Origin of the sequence: Streptomyces sp. NPDC006430 (assembly GCF_040612395.1) — a bacterium.
Taxonomy (GTDB): Bacteria; Actinomycetota; Actinomycetes; order Streptomycetales; family Streptomycetaceae; genus Streptomyces.
In genome coordinates this window covers 86,190-102,275 of record NZ_JBEXQA010000012.1, presented here as the reverse complement: position 1 = coordinate 102,275, position 16,086 = coordinate 86,190, and the positions used below count along the sequence as shown (strand labels likewise).

15 protein-coding genes are annotated in these 16,086 nt (G+C 72.5%); 10 read left to right on the top strand and 5 right to left on the bottom strand.

Annotated features, from left to right (window positions below; all coding sequences use genetic code 11):
* Positions 1–32: 32 nt before the first annotated feature.
* Positions 33–569, bottom strand: a complete 537-nt coding sequence (locus tag ABZZ20_RS19620; RefSeq protein WP_356871109.1) for an SRPBCC family protein — start codon at positions 567–569, stop codon at positions 33–35.
* 158 nt (positions 570–727) lie between these two features.
* On the opposite strand from ABZZ20_RS19620, the gene ABZZ20_RS19615 reads away from it, so the two are divergent.
* Together ABZZ20_RS19615 and ABZZ20_RS19610 are read left to right on the top strand one after the other, a co-directional pair.
* The gene (locus ABZZ20_RS19615; RefSeq protein ID WP_356871107.1) at positions 728–1,381 is read left to right on the top strand and encodes a TetR/AcrR family transcriptional regulator; all 654 of its coding nucleotides are present in this window, start codon (positions 728–730) and stop codon (positions 1,379–1,381) included.
* 42 nt (positions 1,382–1,423) lie between these two features.
* The gene (locus tag ABZZ20_RS19610; RefSeq protein ID WP_356871105.1) at positions 1,424–2,881 is read left to right on the top strand and encodes a hypothetical protein; all 1,458 of its coding nucleotides are present in this window, start codon (positions 1,424–1,426) and stop codon (positions 2,879–2,881) included.
* Positions 2,882–2,966: 85 nt separating this feature from the next.
* Here the strand turns inward: ABZZ20_RS19610 and ABZZ20_RS19605 are convergent, their stop codons facing one another.
* Together ABZZ20_RS19605 and ABZZ20_RS19600 are read right to left on the bottom strand one after the other, a co-directional pair.
* Entirely contained in the window at positions 2,967–3,497 is a 531-nt protein-coding gene (locus tag ABZZ20_RS19605) for an ATP-binding protein (protein ID WP_356871103.1), read from the bottom strand.
* Between the two features lie 257 nt (positions 3,498–3,754).
* Complete coding sequence (locus ABZZ20_RS19600; RefSeq protein WP_356871101.1) at positions 3,755–4,690, bottom strand: pirin family protein; 936 nt, start codon at positions 4,688–4,690, stop codon at positions 3,755–3,757.
* 256 nt (positions 4,691–4,946) lie between these two features.
* On the opposite strand from ABZZ20_RS19600, the gene ABZZ20_RS19595 reads away from it, so the two are divergent.
* The 6 genes from ABZZ20_RS19595 (at position 4,947) to ABZZ20_RS19570 (ending at position 11,986) form a co-directional block, all read left to right on the top strand.
* The gene (locus ABZZ20_RS19595; RefSeq protein ID WP_356871099.1) at positions 4,947–5,525 is read left to right on the top strand and encodes an NADPH-dependent FMN reductase; all 579 of its coding nucleotides are present in this window, start codon (positions 4,947–4,949) and stop codon (positions 5,523–5,525) included.
* Between the two features lie 222 nt (positions 5,526–5,747).
* Positions 5,748–6,731, top strand: a complete 984-nt coding sequence (locus tag ABZZ20_RS19590) for an NADPH:quinone reductase (protein ID WP_356871097.1) — start codon at positions 5,748–5,750, stop codon at positions 6,729–6,731.
* A 129-nt stretch (positions 6,732–6,860) separates the two neighbouring features.
* A complete protein-coding gene (locus ABZZ20_RS19585; RefSeq protein WP_356871095.1) occupies positions 6,861–8,393 on the top strand; it encodes an MFS transporter in 1,533 nt (510 codons plus the stop codon).
* A gap of 277 nt (positions 8,394–8,670) precedes the next feature.
* Positions 8,671–9,564: a hypothetical protein gene (locus ABZZ20_RS19580; protein ID WP_356871093.1), complete on the top strand. Its 894-nt coding sequence runs from the start codon at positions 8,671–8,673 to the stop codon at positions 9,562–9,564.
* Between the two features lie 187 nt (positions 9,565–9,751).
* Positions 9,752–11,650: a C1 family peptidase gene (locus tag ABZZ20_RS19575; protein WP_356871091.1), complete on the top strand. Its 1,899-nt coding sequence runs from the start codon at positions 9,752–9,754 to the stop codon at positions 11,648–11,650.
* 18 nt (positions 11,651–11,668) lie between these two features.
* Positions 11,669–11,986, top strand: a complete 318-nt coding sequence (locus ABZZ20_RS19570; protein ID WP_356871089.1) for a protease inhibitor I42 family protein — start codon at positions 11,669–11,671, stop codon at positions 11,984–11,986.
* Here ABZZ20_RS19570 and ABZZ20_RS19565 read toward each other — a convergent pair.
* Entirely contained in the window at positions 11,961–13,145 is a 1,185-nt protein-coding gene (locus ABZZ20_RS19565; RefSeq protein ID WP_356871087.1) for a DUF418 domain-containing protein, read from the bottom strand. The genes ABZZ20_RS19570 and ABZZ20_RS19565 overlap by 26 nt on opposite strands.
* A 189-nt stretch (positions 13,146–13,334) precedes the next feature.
* Here ABZZ20_RS19565 and ABZZ20_RS19560 point away from each other — a divergent pair, with 189 nt between their 5' ends.
* Both ABZZ20_RS19560 and ABZZ20_RS19555 read left to right on the top strand, forming a co-directional pair.
* Positions 13,335–13,466, top strand: coding sequence for a hypothetical protein (locus ABZZ20_RS19560; protein ID WP_356871085.1), 132 nt, complete (start codon positions 13,335–13,337; stop codon positions 13,464–13,466).
* Between the two features lie 11 nt (positions 13,467–13,477).
* A complete protein-coding gene (locus ABZZ20_RS19555; RefSeq protein ID WP_356871083.1) occupies positions 13,478–14,785 on the top strand; it encodes an MFS transporter in 1,308 nt (435 codons plus the stop codon).
* Positions 14,786–14,941: 156 nt separating this feature from the next.
* Here the strand turns inward: ABZZ20_RS19555 and ABZZ20_RS19550 are convergent, their stop codons facing one another.
* Positions 14,942–15,964 carry a helix-turn-helix domain-containing protein gene (locus ABZZ20_RS19550; protein ID WP_356871081.1) on the bottom strand — a complete coding sequence of 341 codons (1,023 nt, stop codon included), beginning with the start codon at positions 15,962–15,964 and terminating at the stop codon, positions 14,942–14,944.
* Positions 15,965–16,086: the final 122 nt, after the last annotated feature.

Here is a 16,086-nt window from a genome sequence, read left to right as displayed (position 1 = left end):
TACGGATGGCGTGGGTCGGGAGGTCGGGTCGGTCAGACGTTCTTCTCGATGACGACCTTGATGCGCTCCAGGGTCTGGGCCAGGTCACCGGCGACCTTCTCGCCCCACTCGGAGACGAACTGCGCCTTCTCCGCCTCGCTCATCTCGGCGGTGATGCCGCGGATCCCCTCGGTGGCGGTGCCCATCCGGAAGTGGTGGACGAGCAGGGAGGCCGCTCCGTCGGGCTCGATGGTGAAGCCCCAGACGCTGTCCTGCTTCTCCCCGGAGCTGTTGTGCATGGCCCACTGGAAGGTCCGGCCGGGCTCGGCGGCGACGACCTCGGCGAAGGTCGTCCACCTGCCGCGCACCACCGGCGCCCAGGAGACGACGTCCTCGCTGCGCTCGTTCTCGCCGCGGAACACCGAGCCGACGGCGCCGGGAGCGCCGGTGGTCCATTCCCCGCCGAGGCACTCGGGGCTCCACTCGCCGCTGCGGGCCAGGTCGCTGACGACCGCGTAGACCTCGGCCGGGGTGGCGGAGACCTGGATCTGGGCCCGCGACCGGAAGAGGGGAGTCTGGGTGCCGCTCATGGAAATGACCTCCTGGGGGACGGTTCAACTGCCTTGTCGGTGGAGGCCGTTCCGGTGGCCTCGTGAATGAACCATACAGTTCAGTTCAACTGAACGCAACGGTACAGTTCAGTTGGGCTCTAGACTGGCCACCGCACCGCGAGGAAGCAGGGAACGACATGAACGCAAGCACCACGGCCGCGGCCCAGCAGCCCGTCCCCACCGGAGCGCGCGCCGCGCGCAAGCGGCAGGCCATCCTGGAGGCGGCGCGCACGGTGTTCCTACGCGAGGGCTTCGGAGCGGGGGTCGACCTGCTCGCCACCGAGGCCGGCGTCTCGAAGGTCACCATCTACAACCACTTCGGCAGCAAGGAGAACCTCTTCAACGCCGTGATCGGGCAGACGCTCGACGAGGCGCTGGAGGTGGCCCAGTCGGTCATCCAGGCCAAGCTCGCCGAGTCGGACGACGTCCGCACCGACCTCCTGGAGGCCTGCCGCACCTGGGTCGCCGGCCTGACCAGTCCCGAGGTGCTGGCGCTGCGCAACGTCATCGCGGGCGAACGCCACCGCTTCCCCGAGCTCGGCGCCACCTGGCAGGAGGAGGGCCCGGGGCGCCAGCACGCGGCCCTGGCCGCGGCCCTGGGCCGCCTCGACGAACGCGGCCTGCTCCGCATCCCGGACATGGAGCTGGCGGTCCTCCAACTCTCCGGCCTGGTGCTCTCCCCGCACCTGGTCTACGGGGTGTACGGCACGGCCCTGAGCGCAGACCTCGCGGAGCGCCTCGTCCAGGGCGGGGTGGACATGTTCCTGAACCAGTACGGCGTCAACGAGTAGCCTTTACAGGGGAAGTTGGCGCCTGAGAGGGAGCGTGGGCCGATGCGGCTGTACGTGTCTGTCCGCGAGGGGGACTGGGCCTCGGTCCGGTACGGAACGTACAGCGGGAACTCGGCCTGGCTCCTGGAGTGGCGCCTGGAGCGGGGCGACTTCACGGCCGGGGCCGGCACCGACCGGTGGCGCGACCTCGACCGGCGGATCCACGGGGAGACCTTCGTCCTCTCCGTCCCCGACGCCGATGCCATCAACGTCCGCACCCTGAAGGTCCGCTGCCTGACCGAGGCCCGCCGTCTGGGGATCGCGGCCCCGGAGCCCACCCCGGCGCCGGAGTCCGCCGCGTTCCACATCCAGGACCGCGTGATGGACGTATGGCTCACCGACGCGGCCACGGACGAGCGACTGGGGGACCACCTTCCGCTCGGGCAGACGGAGCTGACCGACGGGGACCTGGTCGTGCTCTCCATCGAGCACCCGGCCAAGGGAAGCTACGCACTGGCCGCTCCCTCCAACGCGGACGAGCTGCTGCGCTGGCTCCCGCTGGCGGAGCGGGCGACGTCGCCCGCGGGCCGGCCCCGCCTGTGGGGCGTCCTGCTGTACACCGACGCCGACGTCGAGCTGGCCACGTACGTACGGACCCACTTCGACGACCTGAACGTCCTGTCCGGCCCCGCCACCCGGGTGTTCGCCATCGAGCGTCCCGCCGGGCGGTCAGCGGCCAGGAAGTACTGGCGGCGCCACCTGGAGCCCGAGCTGTACCGGGTCATGGGCGCGGTGCGCTGGCTGCGGTGGACGCCGTACGACGCCCAGGGCGCGTACGAGGTCGCCGCCGAACTCGGCCTCGGGCCCGAGCATCTCCCCTGCCTGGTCTTCTTCCACGCACTGAACGGTCCCGTGCACGAGGGAGAGAAGATCGTCTTTCCGATCGAGCACACCTCGACGGCGTACTTCCGGTCGCTGTTCGCCGGTATCGGCCGGGTCCTGGAATCCGTCGAAGTCGAGGAGGGCCTGCCCGCGCGTGCCAGTGACGCCGCAGCCTTCGCCGCCGTCCGGCGGGCCCAGGACGCGATCAGGGCCGCCCTGCGTCCGACCGTCCCCGTGCAGCCCGGGCTCGCCGTCCACAACAGCCGCGTCGTCGTCATGTCAGGAGCCGGAGTGTCGGAGAACTTCTACTTCCACGGTGAGAAGACCACCTTCGTCAACCGCCCGCAGGACACCGTCATACGGGACTTCCAGAACACCTACTCCGCGGCGCCGGGCGGCGACGAGCTCACCCGTCTGCTCCAGCTCGTCCTCACCAGCCGCGAGGTCCCCGACCCCGACCGCGAGGAGGCGGCGGTCGCCATCCACGCCCTGGCCCGCGAGGCCGCCGCCGAGGAGCCGGACGCCCCGGCCGCCCTGACCCGCATCGACCGCCTGCGCACCCTGCTCTCCACGGGCGCCGACATCGCCCAGCCGGCCCTGGCCATCCTGGCGTCGCTCACGGCGTTCTTCGGCGGCTGACCGACCCGCCGGGAAGGAGCTTGTGCATGCCCCACGCGTGCAGCGGACCCGTGTCGCCCCTTCGCCGAGGCGGGGTACGGGCCTCCTATCCGAGAAGCAGCGCGTCGATCTCCTTGGCGAGAGCGGTGATGTCGACGGGCTGACCGGTGTCGATGGTCAGGAGGGGTCCGCCCAGCCGGAGCGGGCCTGGCAAGGCCGCCCATGTGGCGACGCGTTCGGTGATCTCCTCGCCGGTGAGGTCTTGATCGAGGTGTCCGGGGTGGCGGGTGCGTGTCTTGAACCGCTCGGCGACCAGGGCTGGATCGCAGGCGCAGTGGACTTCGACGATCTGGGCGTCGAGCCGGTGGAGTCGGCCCGGGGCGGTGTCGTGATGCCACCAGTTGTCGAGCACTGCGTGTCGAGCCCGGGCGGCGAGGGTGAACAGGATGTCGTCGCTGGCCCGGCTCAACCGGTGGCGCCAGGTCTGATCGCCGACGCCGAGTGAGTCGTAGAGCGACTCCAGGATCGCGTCCTTGTCGATGACCGACCAGCCCAGTTCTGCCGCGAGACGGCGGGCCAGGGTGCTTTTGCCGCTGGCGGGCAGGCCAGAGACGACCACGAAGGCGTTATCGATCACGACGCCAGTGTGTCGCAGTCCGCCTCGCGTCGCGCTGCGGGCTGGGGACGGGGGCGCCGTTCCTGCCGGCCGAGGCCGGCAGCATCATCGTTCGCCGGGTAGCGCACCGTGCTGGTATCGCCCCGCCGCACGACCTGCCGAAGCGGCCACCGCGACCAGCAACCCGGTGAACGTTCCGGTCACGGCACCGGAGCACGCCGTGAACTGGGCCCGGGCGCTCCCCGGGTGGGAGCGCCCGTGGGCTGCGGCGGGCCGGATCAGTCCTCGTAACGGCCCAGGCTGCCCTCGGCGTAGTCGTCGAAGGCCCGGTCGATCTCCTCCGGGGTGTTCATCACGAACGGGCCGCTGCGGAAGACCGGTTCGCCGATCGGCTCGCCCGCCAGGAACAGGAGGTCGGCGCCGACCGGGCCGCCCTCGACGCGGACCGTTGCGCCGTCGTTCGCGAGCACGGCCAGCTCGCCGTCGGCCAGGTCGTTCGAGGCCACCACGGCGCTGCCCGACAGGACGTAGACCGCCGCGTTGCGGTCGGCCGGCGCGGGAAGGTCCGCGCTCGCGCCCGGGGCGATGGAGGCGTGGACGACGGTCACCGGGACCTGGGTGTCGAAGGGGCCGGTCACGCCGAACGCCGAACCCGCGATGACCTTGAACCAGGAGCCTTCGAGGGTGCGGACCACCGGGATGTCGGAGGCGCCGTGGTTCTGGGTGCGCGGGCGCAGGCCCTTGAGGGAGGCGGGCAGGTTCACCCAGATCTGCAGGTTGTGCTGGAGGCCCCCGGCCGTGCGGAAGGCGTCGGTGGGCTGCGCGGAGTGCACCACCCCCGCGCCTGCGGTCAGCCACTGCACGGCCCCCGGCGGTACGATCCCGCGGTTGCCGGTGGAGTCCGCGTACTCGATGTCGCCCTCCAGGACGTAGGCGATGGTCTCGAAGCCGCGGTGCGGATGGTCGGGGGCGCCCTTGGGCTCGCCCGGGCCGAGGTCCACCGGCCCGACCTGGTCGACCATCAGGAAGGGGTCCAGCTGCGGGATCTGCGGCGTGGGGAAGGGACGGCGGACGGGGAAGCCTTCGCCCTCCAGGGTGTGGACCGGCTGGAGTACGTCGGCCACCGAGCGGATCGCGGTGGCGACGGCCGTGGCGGTGGTCGTGGCGGTGGCCGTGGCGGTGGTCGGGGTCGCGGAACCCATCGTGGTGGTCATGGTGCCTTCTCTCGTCGTTTCGGGTGGGCGCTCTAAGATTAATGAACCGTACTGTTCAGTTCAGTTATACGGGAGGGTCCGTCCGGGATCAAGCCCTGCACCCCAACCCGCCGACGGACAGCTGACAGATACGGCCACCCACCGTTGTCGGTGCCCGTGGCCCGCGGACAGACTCCTGCCATACCGACGCTCACCTCGCAGGGGCATGCCGGACACGGCATTCGCTGCGCATGTCACCTTTGCGGAAGGACAGTTCATGCCCGAGCTCAAGATCCTGGCCATCTCCGGCAGCCTGCGCGAGGCCTCGTACAACAGCGCTCTGGTGCGCGCCGCCCAGAAGTTCACGCCCGGCGACCTGGCCATCGAGATCTACGAGGGCCTGCGCGACATCCCGCCCTACGACACCGACCAGGACATCGACCCGGCGCCGGCGGCCGTGGCCGACCTCCGTCGCCGCATCTCCGAGGCGGACGGCATCTTCATCGCCACCCCCGAGTACAACTACGGGATCCCCGGTGTCCTGAAGAACGCCCTGGACTGGGCGAGCCGCCCGGCCCTCAACTCCTCGCTGACGGGCAAGCCGATCGCGATCGCCGGCGCCGCGCCGACCAACTTCGGCACGGTCCGCGCTCAGCTCGCCCTGCGCCAGATGTTCCTGTGGACCGACTCCAGGGTCGTCGGCAAGCCCGAGCTCCAGATCTTCCGCGCCAACGAGCGGTTCGACGAGGCCGGAAACCTGACCGACGAGACCACCATCGACATCCTCCAGCAGCTGCTCTCCGCGCTCGGTACGAAGATCCGCGAGACCCGCGCGATCGCCGACGGCACCCTCTGAACCCGCTGCCGATCTACTGCTCCACTGCTCTGCTGCTCTGCCGCACAACAGGTTCACCCCATTGGCCGGAGTCGCCAGCTCCTGCTCGATCCCCCCTCTCCAAAGGGCCGCTCACACCCCCGTAGCGGCCCTTTGGCCTGTCCGGACCCCTGCCGGCGGGGAGTTGACGAAGCCTTCGGGTCCCGGTGCGCGAACTCCGCGTGCCCTTGCGAGGATCGGCTCATGCGTGCAGCTTTCATCGAAGAACTGGGCCCCGCCGAGAACATCCGCTACGGGGAGATCGCCCCGCCGACCCCCGGCCCGACGGACGTCCTGGTCGCGGTCGAGGCGGTGTCCGTCAACCCGGTGGACACCTTCGTGCGGTCCGGGCTGTTCCGCACCCCGGTCGACTTCCCGTTCGTGATCGGCCGGGACCTCGTGGGCACCGTCGTGGCGGCGGGCCCGGGCGCTGCCGGCTTCGCCGTCGGGGACCGCGTCTGGTGCAACAGCCTCGGCCACGGGGGCCGCCAGGGCGCCGCCGCCGAGCAGGCCGTGGTCCCGGTCGACCGCCTCTACCCGCTGCCCGCTGAAGTGGACCCGGTCGAGGCCGTCGCCGTGGTGCACCCCGCGGCCACCGCCTACCTCGCCCTGTTCACCCACGGCCGGGTGCGCCCCGGTGAGACGGTGCTCGTCGCGGGCGCCGCCGGGAACGTGGGCAGCGCCCTCATCGTGATGGCCGTGGAGGCCGGCGCCCGTGTCGTCGCCACCGCCTCCGCGCGCGACGCCGCGTACTGCCGGTCGCTCGGCGCGGAGACGGTCCTCGACTACAAGGACCCCGACCTGGTGTCCCGCATCCGCGAGTTCGACCCGCGGGGCATCGACGTGCACGTGGACACCTCCGGTACGAACGACCTGGCCACGGCCGTCGAGGTACTCGCGCCCCGCGGCCGGATCGTGCTCCTCGCCGGCGCCCGCTCCCAGCCCGTCCTGCCGGCCGGACCGCTCTACATGAAGGACGGCGCCGTCCTCGGCTTCGTCATCTCGCACGCCACCACGGCCGAACTCGCCGAAGCCGCCGGGGCGATCAGCCGTCTGCTCGCCAACGGGAGGCTGCGCGCCCGCTCCATCGAGCGCGCCCCGCTGTCGGAGGCGGCCCGTACGCACCGGCGCATAGAAGATGGCGAACTGCACGGTAGCCGCGTGGTGCTACAGCCGAAGGAGTCCTGAGCGGGTCCGGGCAAGTCCGGGCGGCGCCGGCCCGTCGCCCCGCCGGCCCACCGGACCGTCGGGCCGGCAACCTGACGGACTGACGGTCTGCCAGGTCCGGCCGATATCAGCTGCTGCCAGACTCGCGGCATGGACGATTTCCCAGAGGCCCAGGCCACTTTGGCCGCCCCGCGGAACACCTGGGTGCGGTTCGCGATCCTCGGCGCGGTGCAGCTCATCCTCAACGCCTCCGTGTCGGTGACCTTCGCCGCCGGTCCGGCCATGCAGCGGGAACTCGGCCTGAGCCGGATCGACCTCATCCTCGACAGCGCCGCGTACGGCCTGGCCTTCAGCGGGCTGCTGCTGCTGGGCGGACGGCTCACCGACCGGGTCGGGCAGCGCCGACTGTTCACCCGGGGCACGGCCCTGTTCGCCGCGGCCTCCCTCGCCGCGGCGCTGGCCCCCACCTCCCACACCGTCCTCGCCGCCCGCTTCCTCCAGGGCTGCGGGGCCGCCCTCGCCGCACCCGCTGCGATGGCCCTGCTGCGGGTCGTCTTCCCCGAGGGCAGGGCCAGGGCCGCCGCCCTCGCCCGCTGGGGTCTGCTGGCCAGCCTCGGTGCCGCCGTCGGCATCGTGCTCAGCGGGGCGCTCGTCGCCTGGTCGTCCTGGCGGTGGAGCTTCGGGCTGCTCGCCGCCGCGGCCACGGCCGTACTGGCCCTCGCCCCGCGGTCACTGCCGGCCGGGCCCGCGCCCGTACGGGTGCCCGTGGACCTCCTGGGCGCGGTGCTCGGCACCTTCGCGCTCTCCACCCTCGGCTACGGCTTCGTCATGGTCGGCCCGCACGGCTGGGCCGCCCCGCAGGTCCTCGCCCCGCTGGCGCTCGGCGCGATCCTGCTCGCCGTCTTCGTCGCCGCCCAGCGGCGGGTCCGTGCCCCGCTGCTGCCGCTCGGTTTCCTCGCCTCGCGCCAGCGTGCGACCGCCTTGGTGTGCGCGTTGCTCGGCCCGGCGATCGGCGCGAGCACCGCCTTCCTACTGGCCCTCTACTTCCAGCAGGTGCGCGGCTATTCGGCGCTCCAGAACGCGTTGGCCTTCATCCCGTACAGCGCGATGCTGCTCGGGGTCGGCTTCGTGGCGGGCCGGATCGTCGCCCGCCACGGCACTCGCACGGTGGCGGTGGGGGGTCTGGCAGTCATCGCCGCCGGCCTCTTCCTGATCGGCAGCGTGGGATTGCGTACGGGCTCGACGCCGTGCGTTCTGGTGGGCCTGGTCATCCTGTCGGCCGGCATCGGCACCCTGATGTCCGCCGCGGTGGTGGGGGCCGTCGCAGGCGTCCCGGAAGCGCAGTCCGCCCTGGCCGGAGCCGTGGTCAACACGGCCATCCTGGCCGGGCCGACCATCAGCCTCGCCCTGATCACCTCCGCCGCCGACGCCCGGACGGCCTCGCTGCTGGCCGCCGGGGACCCGGCGGCTGCGACCGGCGGGTACGCGTTCGCCTTCGAGGCGGCCTGCGTGGTGTTCCTGTTGGCCATCGGCCTGGCCGTGTACGGGCTCGCCCCGCGCGGCAGTAGCCGTCCGGCCGGAGCGGTGGGGCCGGTCGGACCGGTCGGATCGACCGCTCGGACCCGCCCGTCCGCCCCGAGCCGCGCCGACCGGCAGGCCGAGCACTCCTCCACTCCGGCCTGACCAAGGGGGGCAGGCCGGGGTGGAGGTCACGGCACCCGAGAGTCGTTCACCGAGGGTGATGGAGTCACGAGGGTGCAGCACGGCGCGAGGGTGACGCGATTCGCGCAGGTGAAAGCCGTGATTGCGCCAGATGTGGGGGGTTTTGCCGCCGGGCGTGCACCGGGTTCCGGTTGCCGAATGTGACGGGGTGGCGGTGAGTGGACGGGGGGCAGGTCCGTGTCCCACGGCATGTCCCACGTCCCACGTCATCACCGTGTCTCTGAACAGGAGCGAACCCTTGCACCGCATCACCCGCTACTCCATCCCCGCCGCCCTCTGCGTGACGCTGTTGACCGCGTCCCCCGGCCTGGCAGGGGCGGCCAACGCCCCGGCCAAGCCGGCGGCGCCCGTGGCCAAGAAGTCCGTTCCCGGCACCGAGGCCCTGCTCTCGCAGGTGCAGTCGCTCGGGTCCGCGGGCCAGCTCCTCACGCCCGTTTCCGACCTCCTCGCGGCGGTCCTGAAGTCGCCGGACGGGAAGCTCCCGGACGCGGAGCTGGCCGCGCACAAGCAGAAGATCAACGCGGCGCTCGCCGACGTGAAGGAGACCTTCGCCGCGGCAGCCCCCGCCGCCCCCACCACGCCCGAAGCCCCGGCGAAGCCGCCGGCTGAGGTCGCCAAGCCGCCGGCTGAGGTCGCCAAGCCGCCGGTGCACGAGGCGAAGCCGCCGGTGCACGTGGTGAAGCCGCCGGTGCACGAGGCCAAGCCGCCGGCTGAGGTCGCCAAGCCGCCGGTGCACGAAGCGAAGCCGCCGGTGCACGTGGTGAAGCCGCCGGTGCACGAGGCCAAGCCGCCGGCCGAGGTCGCCAAGCCGCCCGCCGCGGTGGCCAAGCCGGTCACCCTCCCGGCCGCCGCTCCGCTCGCGGCCCCGGTCGCCGCCGCCGTGAAGGCCGAGGCCGGGTCCCCCCTGGATCTCGTCTCCGCCGCCGTCGACCGCCTCAAGGTGTCCGTCGACGTGGTCACCAAGGCCGCCGGACCCTGCAACTGCACGATCGACGCCAAGGCCAAGGCCACCGACGTCGTGAACGACATGGGTGCCACGATGGTCGCCCTGTTCACCGGTCTCGGCCTGCCCGGCATGCCGGCGGCGGCACCGGCACCGGCGGTTCCGGCGCCCGCGGCGCCGGTCGAGTAGGCCGGGCGAAGGTCCGCGCCTAGCCTCCGTCCGCCCCCGGTGTCCTTCCGACACCGGGGGCGGACCGGTGTGCCGCGTACGACCCCCGTTGTGCGACCGCGCGACCTCGCACACCCCCTTGACGCCTCCCGCCCCCCGTTGGACGCTCCCGGGTCTCGCATCCGAACGGTGCATCTGGGGGGCCGGTATGCCGGAGCAGTCTGTCGAGTCCGTCCAAACGGCGGGGGAGCTGCGCGCACAGCTCGCGGAGCGCGGAGCGCGTTGGTCCGTCATCGAGCACCTCTCCGACGAGGAGGCCGTGCCCCGGCCCTCGCTCGGCATGGAACCCGGGGCGAACCTCACGGCCGCGCACGAGGTGGGCACCATCGATCTGAGGGAGCTCATCGGGCACGAGAGCGGCAATCCGCACCTCACCCGGCGCCGGGCCGCCCAGGGGCTGTTGCCGGGAGCGGGCGGGCCGATCGTGGGGGCCCGGCCCACCGCGGTCGACTGGCGGAGCCGCTGGGGCTGGCCGTGGATCACCAAGGTCAAGGACCAGAACCCGTGCGGTTCCTGCTGGGCCTTCGGTGCCGCCGGTCTGGTCGAGTCCATGGCCCGCATCGAGCACGGAGTCTGGGCCGAGCGCTCCGAGGGGGACGTCCACGACGGTCTGAAGTTCACCTGCGGCCAGGGCTCCAATCCGGAGACGGCCCTCGACTGGATCGCGTCCAACGGCGGCCTGGCCGACCCGGATTGCTGGCCCTACTCCCCGCCCCCGTCCACGGTGCCCGCCGAGCGCCGTGACGCCTGGCGCGCCGAGTACGTTCCCAGCTGGGACCGGTGCGGCCGTACCGTCCGGATCACCGACTACGTCCGTCTCGGCGACGTGGAGCAGCAGAAGGTCTGGCTGGACACCGTCGGCCCGCTGACCGCTTGCTTCGACGTGTACGACGACTTCTTCGGCCTCGGCGCGGGCGTCTACCACCGCACCAGTGACCGGCTCGCGGGCGGCCACTGCGTGCTGATCGTCGGGTACGACGACGCCGCCGGCTGCTGGCTGTTCAAGAACTCCTGGGGGACGGGCTACCACGTCGGCGGATACGGCCGGATCGCCTACGGCGAAGTGAAGATCGACTACTGGGCCAAGTGCGGCCTGCACGGCACCAACATCGACCCGTGGAGCAAGCGCCGCCTGCACGCCGGCAACGTGTACGAGAGCGGCAACGGTCGCGCGCACCGCAACTTCGAGCTGCTCGCCCCCGCCGGCGGGGGCCGTCTCCAGCACTGGTGGCGCGAGGGCGACGCCCCCTTCCCGTGGGCCCGTGCCGCAGTCTTCGCGAACGACGCGTCCGGCCAGCCCGCCTTCACCGGGACCACGTACAACCGGAACATGGAGTCCCTGCACGTGACCACCGGCGGTCGGCTGCGCCACTGGTACTACGAGCAGTCCGGCGGGACCTGGCGCGACGGGGGCGCTTTCGGGCCCGGGGACGCCGCGATCGGCTCGACCCCGGCGTTCCTCCAGAGCGACTACGGCAAGCCGGGCAACTTCGAGGCGGTCGTCCGTACCGCCGACGGCCGCCTGAACCACTGGTGGCGGATCAACGGCGCCCCCTGGACCTGGAACGACGGCGGTCGCTTCGCCTCGGGCATCGCCCATTTCGGGCCCGCCCTGATCCAGACCCGCAGCCGCCACCTCGACCTGGTCGCCACCCGGACGGACGGCCGGATGCAGTTGTGGTGGCGCGACGACCCGAACGGCTTTGCCTGGCGCCCCGGCGAGGTCTTCGGCGGTGCGGTCACCTCGGCGCCCTGCATGATCGAGGCGCAGTACGGGGCCGCGGACGAGCACACCGCCGGGAACTACGAGCTGTGCGTGGCCGTCGAGGGCGGGGGCGTGGAGCACTGGTGGCGGGGGAACGCCGCCGGCTCGGCCTGGCGCCGCAGCGCTGTCTTCGGGCACGACGCGCTGGCCGTCACCGGGATGCTCCAGGGCAGTTTCGGGTTCAACCTGGAGGTCATCGTCCTGCGCACGGACCGCCAGCTCCAGCACTACTGGCGGGACGGCGCTGGCTGGCACGAGGGGCCGGTGATCGGTCCCGCCTGAGCCGGGAGGTCGTCGCGGGTGGAAGTGCGCAGGGTCGCCCTCGGTGTCGGTGAGTCGTACGAGCTGCGGCTCACCGGGCGCGGCGCGCGCGGGTACGTGTGGACCTGGCAGGTCACCGGGGACGCGGACGCCGTCTCCGTGAGCGAGGGGCCGTCCGCGCCGGTGGAGGTCCTGCCCGGCGCCCCGGTCGAGCGGACGTACGTGGTCCGGGGCCGCTGTCCGGGCGGGCGGGCCCGGATCCGCTTCGCGCAGCTCCGCCCGCCCTACCCCGAGGAGGCCCCGTACGACGAGTTCGTCCTGGAGGTGGAGGTCACCGGCGCGGCCACCGCGCCCTGAGCGCCCGGTGCTGTACGGCCTCCAGCGGGCCCCTCGGGTAGCGGCGCAGCCAGAGCCGGGACCCGGCGACCAGGGCGAGGCAGACCACCGCCCACAGGCCCATCACCCACCAGGGCCCGCTTCCGCCGAGCCGGTCGGCCAGGCCCAGCCCGATGCCGTAGCAGAGCAGCACGCACAGCAGGTTCTGGCCGACGTAGCAGGACAGGGCGGTGCGGCCGACGGAGCCGAGGGCGCCGGCCCCGGGGACCCGGCAGCGGTCGAGGGCGCAGCCGATCAGCCCGATGTATCCGACGGCGATCAGCGGGGCGATGCCGTAGCGGCCCAGGACGAAGAAGTCGGAGCCCCCGAGTGCGGCGGCGGCGCCCAGCGGCAGGCCGAGACCCAGCCCCCAGGCGGCCATCCGGGCCCGGATCCGGTGTCCGTCGGCGGTCGGGGCGAAGGCGCCGGCGCGGTGGAGCCGAACACCGAGGAGGAAGAGGAGGACGAGCAGCCCGAAGGAGAAGACGGGCTCGATGCGCAGGGCGAGGGCGTGGTCGAGCCGGAAGGCGATCTGGGCCGGGTAGCTGCCGTGCGCGTAGAGGTCGACGGCGGCCGGATCCGGGGGCGCGGGCCCTCGGTCCGGCGCGGCCAGGTCCGCCAGGGTCACCAGTCCGATCAGTGTCAGGTGCACCGCGCCCGCGGCCCACATCACCCACCGCCGCACCTTTTCGGAGCGGGCCAGCAGTCGGGCCACCAGCAGTGCGGTGACGGCGTACCCCATCAGTACGTCCCAGGCGAAGACGAGGACGAAGTGGACGGTCCCTTCGAGGAAGAGGAACGCGGCCCGTCGCGGGTAGCGCCCGGGCCACTGCTCGCCGCGGCGCGCGGCGGAGTCGTACTGGACGGCCAGGCCCACCCCGAACAGGATCGTCAGCAGGGACAGGAACTTCCCGTCGGCGAGGAAGCGGAACACGGCCTCGGCGATGTTTGCGGCGGTGGGCTCGGCGACCGGGTCGGGCAGGTCCAGGCCGCCCTGGAGCACGCTCCACTCGGAGCCGGGGGAGGCGAAGATCCAGACGTTGGTCATGAGCGTGCCGAGGACGGCGACACCGCGCAGGACGTCGAGGAGCGCGATCCGGGTCGCGGCCACCCCGGAGGCGGCGAGTGTGGTGTGGGCCATGACTTCAGCGTCCGGGCGGGCGGGGTCCAGTACGTCCTGCGCGCGGACGAAGTCGGACTACATCCTTCGATGCAGCGTCAGGGGGGAGCGGGCCGGGAGCAGCCGGGGAGCGGGCCGGGAGCGGTCCGGGAGCGGTCCACATCCCGGACGGGCAGACCCGTGCATCGTTCACGTATCTATGCTGTGTGCATGCCGCCAGCCGCGCCCGCCGAGACCGCTGTCACTGCCGTCACCGCCGCCGAACGCGTCTACCAGCACGTCAAACAGGGCGTACTGATGGACCGCCGCTACGAGGGCGGCGCCCGCGGCCCAGGACGGTGACGGGGCCGGGGGTGTTCCGGGATCCGCCGGGCGGTCGGAAGGCGGTGGCCGTCTGGTCCATCGGCGTCGCCGTCTACTTCGTCGCGGTGATCTTCCGTACCAGCCTGGGCGTGGCAGGCCTGGAGGCCGCGGACCGCTTCCACGTCAACGCCTCCGCCCTCTCCACGTTCTCCCTCCTCCAACTGCTGGTCTACGCGGGCATGCAGGTCCCGGTGGGCCTGATGGTGGACCGGCTCGGCACCAAGAAGGTACTGACCCTGGGCGCGGTCCTGTTCACGGCCGGCCAGATCGGCTTCGCGCTCTCGCCCACGTACGGGATGGCGCTCGCGGCGCGCGCCCTGCTGGGCTGCGGTGACGCCATGACCTTCATATCCGTACTGCGCCTGGGCACCCGGTGGTTCCCGGCCCGGCGCGGACCGCTGATGGCGCAGCTGGCCGGCCTGGTCGGCATGGCCGGCAACCTTGTGTCGACGCTCGTGCTCGCCCCCGTCCTGCACGGGGTCGGCTGGACCCCGGCCTTCGCGGGCAGCGCGGTGGCCGGCCTGCTCGTGCTGGTGCCGCTGGTGCTGTTCCTGCGGGACCATCCCGAGGGCCACGAGCCGCCGCCGATCGCGCGGGGCGGCGGAGCCGGTGCAGGCTTCGTCCGCAGTCAGATCCGCGACTCCTGGCGGGAGCCGGGCACCCGGCTCGGGCTGTGGGTGCACTTCACCACGCAGTTCCCGGCGATGGTGTTCCTGCTGCTGTGGGGCATGCCGTTCCTGGTCGAGGACCAAGGCCTGGCGCGGACCACCGCGGCCGGGTTGTTGACCCTGGTCGTCGCCTCGAACATGGCCTTCGGCCTGGTCTACGGCCAGCTCATCGGCCGCCGCCAGTCCGCCCGGATACCGCTGGCCCTGGGGACGGTTGCCGTCACGGCGACGCTCTGGGGCTCGGTGCTGGCCTACCCCGGCGCCCGCGCCCCGATGTGGCTGCTGATCGCGCTGTGCGTGGTGCTGGGCACCTGCGGTCCGGCGTCGATGATCGGCTTCGACTTCGCCCGCCCCGCCAACCCGGCGGAGCGGCAGGGCACCGCCTCCGGCATCACCAACATGGGCGGTTTCCTCGCCTCGATGACGACCCTGCTGGCGGTGGGCGTCCTGCTGGACGCCACCGGCGACGACTACCGGATCGCCTTCTCGTCGGTCTTCGTGCTGGAACTCCTGGGTACGGCCCAGATCCTGCGCCTGCGCACCCGGGCCCTGACCCGCGAACGCGACCGTCGCCGCGCCGGCCTCACGACCCCGAACCTGCCGGAATCCCCGACCCCGGCGCCCGCGTAGCCACCCCGTACCCGTACCCGCGCCCGCGCAGCGGGACCGGGTACGGGCCGGCGGCGCCCGGTGGGGCGTCGTGCAGCCGGGCGGGACAGACCCCCGTCCTTTCCCGCCCGGCAGTCGATGGCGGCGTCCGCACGCGGTCGCCGACGAGTGCCGACCCTACGGCCGGCCGACGCCCCCGGATGTGCCTGGCGCGCACGGCTCGTTGATGTTGCGCGCAAGCGCCTCCCGGACCGCCCACTGCCGGAACTCGGTCGGGCTCGATCCGTAGGCCTCCCGGAACGCCCTGCTGAACACGGCCGCGTTGGTGAACCCCCACCGCCCTGCAACGGCGTGGACGGGACTCGTGAGGAGCGCGGGGTTCGCGAGATCCGACCGGCACCGCTCCAGCCGACGCCTGCGGATCCCGGCCGCGACCGTCTCCCCCTGCTCCCGGAACAGCAGTTGGAGCCTGCGCAGCGACATGCTGTGCCGGGCGGCCACCACGGAAGGCGTGAGCTCAGGATCACCGAGGTTGTGCTCGATGAAGGTGTTGATCCGCTCCAGCAGGGCGCTGGTGCGCGCCTCGACGGACAGCTCGTCCTCCACGCCGAGCTGCCCGGCCAGGCAGGCGCCGACCAGGTCGAGGGCGACCGTCCCGAGCTGCTCCAGCTCGGCGGGCCCGCAGTCCGCGCCGTGCGCGGCCAGCGCACGCACGTACTGGGCGAGGATCGCCCCCATGCCGTGGCCCGCGGAGAGACGCTGCCCGAGCAGCCGCTCGACCCGGGCACCGCGCAGGGACAACGCGCTGCGCGGGAACGCGAGGACAACGGAGCCGATCAGGCCCGCGTCGTCGGGCAGGGCGCACGACTCGAAGGGGTGCGAGGTGTCCCAGAGCACCATGTCGCCGCTGAGGAAACCTGCTTCGATGCCGTTCTGGGCGAACCACATGGATCCGGTCGTCACCAGCCCGAGCTGGTACTGCTCGGGGTCGCTGCGTCGGACGTGCGCGGCCGTGCGGCGCGCGCGCAGCGGGGCGTGCGCGAACTTCGTCACCTGGACGCGGCCCAGGTCCAGTGCGGCGGCCTCGGCCCGGAAATCGCGGGAGTGCTCACTGCTGATCGCCGTGGGCACGATCTCCTGCGCCACGACGTCGGTGAACCACTCGAACCGCTCCGCCGCCGGTAGGGCAGCGGACGACACCTTCGACCACACCTCTGAAGCTCCTCTGCGAACTGCACGTCCGTGACAGGGACGCGGATGGGTCCGCGCCGGTTCTCGCATCGCGGAACCGGCTGAGGAGAGCCGTGACTACGGCCCGGAGC

Bases quoted from the DNA above. Each gene is read 5' to 3' on its own strand.
- ABZZ20_RS19560 (WP_356871085.1), top strand. From the start codon at position 13,335: ATGCCGCCAGCCGCGCCCGCCGAGACCGCTGTCACTGCCGTCACCGCC.
- ABZZ20_RS19590 (WP_356871097.1), top strand. From the start codon at position 5,748: ATGCGTGCAGCTTTCATCGAAGAACTGGGCCCCGCCGAGAACATCCGC.
- ABZZ20_RS19610 (WP_356871105.1), top strand. From the start codon at position 1,424: ATGCGGCTGTACGTGTCTGTCCGCGAGGGGGACTGGGCCTCGGTCCGG.
- ABZZ20_RS19600 (WP_356871101.1), bottom strand. From the start codon at position 4,690: ATGACCACCACGATGGGTTCCGCGACCCCGACCACCGCCACGGCCACC.
- ABZZ20_RS19620 (WP_356871109.1), bottom strand. From the start codon at position 569: ATGAGCGGCACCCAGACTCCCCTCTTCCGGTCGCGGGCCCAGATCCAG.
- ABZZ20_RS19585 (WP_356871095.1), top strand. From the start codon at position 6,861: ATGGACGATTTCCCAGAGGCCCAGGCCACTTTGGCCGCCCCGCGGAAC.
- ABZZ20_RS19615 (WP_356871107.1), top strand. From the start codon at position 728: ATGAACGCAAGCACCACGGCCGCGGCCCAGCAGCCCGTCCCCACCGGA.
- ABZZ20_RS19575 (WP_356871091.1), top strand. From the start codon at position 9,752: ATGCCGGAGCAGTCTGTCGAGTCCGTCCAAACGGCGGGGGAGCTGCGC.
- ABZZ20_RS19595 (WP_356871099.1), top strand. From the start codon at position 4,947: ATGCCCGAGCTCAAGATCCTGGCCATCTCCGGCAGCCTGCGCGAGGCC.
- ABZZ20_RS19565 (WP_356871087.1), bottom strand. From the start codon at position 13,145: ATGGCCCACACCACACTCGCCGCCTCCGGGGTGGCCGCGACCCGGATC.